The organism is Salegentibacter sp. UBA1130 (assembly GCF_002311535.1).
GTDB classification, from domain to species: Bacteria; Bacteroidota; Bacteroidia; order Flavobacteriales; family Flavobacteriaceae; genus Salegentibacter; species Salegentibacter agarivorans.
The window spans coordinates 1-4,876 of the sequence record NZ_DCAP01000013.1 but is presented as its reverse complement, the minus strand read 5'-3'; the positions used below and the strand labels follow the sequence as shown (position 1 = coordinate 4,876).

5 protein-coding genes are annotated in these 4,876 nt (G+C 36.8%); 2 read left to right on the top strand and 3 right to left on the bottom strand.

What is annotated here, in order from left to right:
- Positions 1-1,000: 1,000 nt before the first annotated feature.
- Positions 1,001-1,246 (bottom strand): hypothetical protein, encoded by a 246-nt coding sequence (locus tag B4F31_RS04605; protein WP_075327351.1) that lies wholly within the window; start codon positions 1,244-1,246, stop codon positions 1,001-1,003.
- A 222-nt stretch (positions 1,247-1,468) separates the two neighbouring features.
- Between B4F31_RS04605 and B4F31_RS04600 the strand changes: the two genes are divergently transcribed.
- Together B4F31_RS04600 and B4F31_RS04595 are read left to right on the top strand one after the other, a co-directional pair.
- The gene (locus tag B4F31_RS04600) at positions 1,469-2,140 is read left to right on the top strand and encodes an IS110 family transposase (protein WP_075327356.1); all 672 of its coding nucleotides are present in this window, start codon (positions 1,469-1,471) and stop codon (positions 2,138-2,140) included.
- Positions 2,121-2,525 (top strand): transposase, encoded by a 405-nt coding sequence (locus B4F31_RS04595; protein WP_083634198.1) that lies wholly within the window; start codon positions 2,121-2,123, stop codon positions 2,523-2,525. The genes B4F31_RS04600 and B4F31_RS04595 overlap by 20 nt, the downstream gene beginning before the upstream one ends.
- A gap of 318 nt (positions 2,526-2,843) precedes the next feature.
- On the opposite strand, the gene B4F31_RS04590 is transcribed toward B4F31_RS04595, so the two are convergent.
- Both B4F31_RS04590 and B4F31_RS04585 read right to left on the bottom strand, forming a co-directional pair.
- A complete protein-coding gene (locus B4F31_RS04590) occupies positions 2,844-3,284 on the bottom strand; it encodes a hypothetical protein (protein WP_075327352.1) in 441 nt (146 codons plus the stop codon).
- Between the two features lie 359 nt (positions 3,285-3,643).
- Positions 3,644-4,702: an IS110 family transposase gene (locus B4F31_RS04585; protein ID WP_286760730.1), complete on the bottom strand. Its 1,059-nt coding sequence runs from the start codon at positions 4,700-4,702 to the stop codon at positions 3,644-3,646.
- Between the last annotated feature and the right edge of the window lie 174 nt (positions 4,703-4,876).

Genomic DNA, 4,876 nt, shown 5'->3' with positions numbered 1-4,876 from the left:
TTATACGCCATGCACGGCACACAACAAAAAAGCCCCAAAACGGTGAGTTTTGGGGCTTTTTAAGCTATTCTGTAAGTTAAGTGGCGGAGGAAGAGGAACTATCCGAAAATGCGAATATCTCGTCAATACTGGCGATTCAGAAGGGGTCCATTTTAAGTGTAACCGAATTTGACACCTTTAACCAAACTTTAACTCTAAGATGCTTTTAAATCTACTGTCAATTTGATTTATATCTATCCACTCTCATTGAGGTTAGCCTTTAAAAAGTTTCAGGTATAAATGTGTACATTCTTTTATAAAGGCCTCCTACCCTATCGTGTCCCAACGCGGATCGCCATCGTTTATAATATTCCATCCTCACTACAACCATTATTTTCTGTCTCAAGAAATTCATATTTGTAAGATTCCATTATTAAGTTATTCCCATAAACTACAATCACGGAATCTCCTTAAAGAAAATCCTGAATTCCATAAAGCTTATCCATATCGGAGGAAAATCTTTACTAACAAAGTCTGAATTTAGGATATTAATGATTTTGACGAAATCATTAATATCACTTTCAAAAAATTTCCAGAGGGATATCATAACCTGAATCATTCTCAATAGCAAAACGCTAGATCCTTTCTTCATTACTTCTGTCGCAGCCATTAATTAAAAATATTGAAAGGACTATTTTTTTAACCTTGAAATTTCATCTATTACCAATTATTTATTTTACTTATCCAACTAACCTTCTTTGGGATTAATAAAATTCGTTTTAGATGGTATAAGTTTACCTAATTAGAACTGTATAATTGTCTGCAGCTAATGCAGTGGTGTGTAAGCTTCTCCTAATTAGAAAACAATATATCGGGATTTTGCTTGAGGAATTCTAATCCGTTTATATAAGGCTTTATTACAAAATACACGGCTATTATCATTAGAGGATATTGACCCTAGCTGATTATTTGAAAAGCCCTTTTGACATTCATAAATTATATTTTGAATTTTTATTAGATTTTATTCTTTTCTTGATTCTATCTCTTTTGTAAGTATTCGAATGTTTTTAAAATTTAATGGTAGAATAGCAGAAAGTGCAAAAGGGACTGCAAGTAATGGTGTTAATCCGTCCTTAATTGAAATAAAAATAAAGAAGCCTAAAGATCCAATTAAAACTATTGTAAGCATCCAAGTAAGAGTTTTTATTGAGGTTCTCTTCTGTTTAAGTTCTTCAAAACTTAAATTTGGTAATTCTTTTTGATTCATAGAATATAATTTTTTATGTTTTTTTACCTAATCTCTTTTAAAAATTAATGCCAACGTTCCGTATAAAAACAGTGCGAGCGGACGAGCTTGATTGTCCGCAGGACTATCCGCTAAGCATGCGAGCAGGGACTTTCGATTTGGAACAGGTTTGAGCATTGTTTTTAGCATCAATGAAAAAGCAGTAATCGAGTATCTTTAATATTCACCATAAAAACTAAAGATATGGAATCCCGAGTTACTGCCTTACCAAAGTTATTCATAGGAATTGACATCCACAAGAGGAGCTGGAAAATACACTGCAGCACCGATCTTTTTGCCGGTAAATCTTTTACTATGCCACCGGAGCCTGAGAAGTTACGGGAATATGTTCAAAAACATTTTCCGGACCACGAAGTCTCCACTGCCTATGAAGCGGGTTGTTGTGGTTATGCTGCTCATCGTAGTTTTGTAAATTTTGGCTGGAGATCCCTGGTGGTAAATCCGGCCGATATTCAACGAAAGGGAAAAGAACGATACACCAAAACCGATAGAATCGATGCCCAGCTCATTAGCAGAGAACTCAAAGACGGTCGTCTTGAGAGTATCATAGTTCCCGATATAGAACGGGAAGAACTCCGTAGCCTTTTCCGGCGCCGTAATGAACTGGTTAAAGACTTCAGACGTGTCAAATCTGTAATTAAAATGCAGTTGCTCTATTATGGAGTCAAAGTTCCTCCTGAGTTTGATAATGATCACTGGAGCCACGATTTTCGTCATTGGGTAGATAGCCAAAAGTTTGTTTTTGGTACTGCAAGGGAATGTATGGCCAGTAAGATGCGTAATTTTCGTTTTATTGATAAGGAACTTCGAGATGTATCGAGCCAGTTAAGAGCTTATTGCCGTAAACATTTTTAAGCAGGATTTCTATCTACTAAGGAGCATTCCTGGTATTGGAGGAATTGTAGCAGTTGGAATCATCGCTGAACTGGGTGATCTAAGGCGATTTAGCAGCTTAAAACATTTGGCAGGTTATGTTGGTTTGGCTCCCAGCATATATCAAAGTGGAGTTAATTCAAAATCAATGGGGATGAACCCCAGGTGTCACAGACTAATCCGATCATATTTTGTGGAAGCTGCATGGCAGGCAATTAGAACAGATCCTGTAATGCAGGCTTATTATCGCCAGCACCTGGGCAAAGACGTCAAAAAAATAATAGTAAAAGTGGCTCACAAATTACTGAGCCGAACTTTAGCAGTGATTAAAACTAAAACTCCTTATGAAATTGGAGTGATATCATAATCTATAACTCATGACCAAGCTCAAAATATTAAAAGTCTATACCACAAAACAATATAGGTGGCCATTTCAGGATCACATTTTTTAGCTAGTGGATAGACTTAATTAACCAATCATAATGATGCTGGCGGCACTCATTAGAAGTGACCACATATAGGATGCGGAGCGGGTTATTTTGCATTGAATTCTAACTGAAGCAAAGCTTCAATCAGAATTAAACGCGTTAATATATATATATAGGAATGAAATAAGAAAAATTAAAATATTAAATTTGAGAGAGCAGGTTATTGCTTTTCATAGGATATAATGTTGTGCGCAGTTTTATTTGAATCCGAGTTTTGATTTCGTGTACGGCAGAAGAAAAAGATTTTCGTAATTGTGTTTGTCCGAAATCGATTTTTTACTAAGCATATTATTTATCCACTCTTTTACGGTAGTTGTGAAAAAATTCTCCATTTTTTCAGATCTTTCTGAGTCCGTTAAACTATTTTCCAAGTCAAAAATTTCTGGTGATTCAGAATCGAGACTTAGCAAAATGTCCGCAATATCGTGCTTTACAAATTCCTCTTTGTCCAGGTCATTTTTAAAAGGCTTTATTTCTGTTTTTAACCTTAAGTAATATTTGCTTGAATAACCAGACCTTCTTAAAATTAAGAAAACAATTGAGTCTTCACTCTCAGCATAAAAGGCAGTTTTATACTTTTCGAGATTAAGCTTCTGAGAATTGCTCTCAACCAACTTCTTAAATTCCTTTGACTGCATATTTAGTTTCTGATATACTTAATTGCGCACAACGTCCCGTCCTATGAAAAGCAATAAGTCCTTCTCTCAAATTTAATATTTTATTTTCTATTTTATTTCATCTTGATGATGTTTTAGGAGTGTTGGAATGTTGGCAAGTCTTTTCAGCATTTGCTTACTTGTCAATATTTCAATACTTATAACCTGCTCCGCATCCTATATGTGGTCCTCGCCCTGGGGAAGCCACCAGCATCATTATGATTTTGATTATAAAGCCTGTCCACTAGCTAAAAAATGTGATCCGTAATTGGCCACGTATATTGTTTTGTGATCCAGGCTAAAATTGGTTTTGAGCTGGTTAGTATTACTTTTTTTATTTTTTATGCAACAACTCCTATTTCATAGGGAGTCTCTGTTTTTATAACTGCCAGAGTTCTACTCAGGAGTTTATGAGCGATTTTGACAATAATTTTCTTGACATCTTTACCTATATGTGTACGATAGTAAGCCTGCATTACGGGGTCTGTTCGAATGGCCTGCCAGGCAGCTTCTACAAAATAGGATCGGATCAGGCGGTTGGATCTGGGGTTCATTCCCATCGCTTTATTGGAAGCGCCACTTTGATGTATTCCCGGGGCAAGACCAACATATCCTGCGAGGTGTTTTAAGGAACCAAACCGGCGTAGGTCTCCAAGTTCTGAGAGAATGCCCACGGCAACAACTCCACCAATTCCGGGGATACTTTTTAAGAGGTAATAATCTTTTTTATAATGTTTACGACAGTAGGAGCGAAGCTCGTTGGTTACCTGGCGCAACTCCTGATCTGTGAACCTGAAACTGCGCATACGACTGTTTAAAGTTTCCCGGGCAGTATCAAATTCAAATGTCAGGTTGTCCAGCCAGTGACGAAATTTATGGCTCCAATGGTCATTATCAAATTCTTCGGGTACTTTAATCCCGAAATAAAGTAGCTGCATTTTAATTCTAGATTTAATACGACGCATATCTTTAACCAGATCATTTCTGCGCCGGAAGAGACTGCGAAGTTCCTCTCGTTTTTTATCAGGAACTACAATGCTTTCCAGGCGACCATCTTTAAGTTCCCTGCTAATAAGCTGGGCATCGATTTTATCTGTTTTGGTATATCGTTCTTTTCCTTTGCGGTGGATATCTGCAGGATTGACTACTAAAGATTTCCATCTGTAGTTTTCAAAAGAACGATGGGCATAGTAACCACAACAGCCAGCTTCGTAGGCCGTGGAAACTTCATACCCTTGAAAATGTTTATTCACGTATTGAAATAACTGTTCAGGAACAGGAGGCATGGTAAAGGATTTACCAGCAAAAAGATCGGTGCTGCAATGTATTTTCCAGCTTCTCTTGTGAATATCAATACCAACGTATAACTTTGGAATTGAAGCAGTAGATTGAGTGTCCATATCTTATCGTTTTTTTTAATTAAGATACTTGATTTACTGCTTTTTCATCGATGCTATAAAAACAGTGCGAGCTGGCGAGCGTGATTGTCCGCAGGACAATCCGCTAAGGAAGCGAGCACGGAGCTTCGATTTAAAACTAATTAAGCATTATTTTTAGCATCAATGAAAAAGCAG

Coding starts and splice junctions, on each gene's coding strand:
- B4F31_RS04585 (WP_286760730.1), bottom strand. CDS start 4,702: ATGGACACTCAATCTACTGCTTCAATTCCAAAGTTATACGTTGGTATT.
- B4F31_RS04590 (WP_075327352.1), bottom strand. CDS start 3,284: ATGCAGTCAAAGGAATTTAAGAAGTTGGTTGAGAGCAATTCTCAGAAG.
- B4F31_RS04605 (WP_075327351.1), bottom strand. CDS start 1,246: ATGAATCAAAAAGAATTACCAAATTTAAGTTTTGAAGAACTTAAACAG.
- B4F31_RS04600 (WP_075327356.1), top strand. CDS start 1,469: ATGGAATCCCGAGTTACTGCCTTACCAAAGTTATTCATAGGAATTGAC.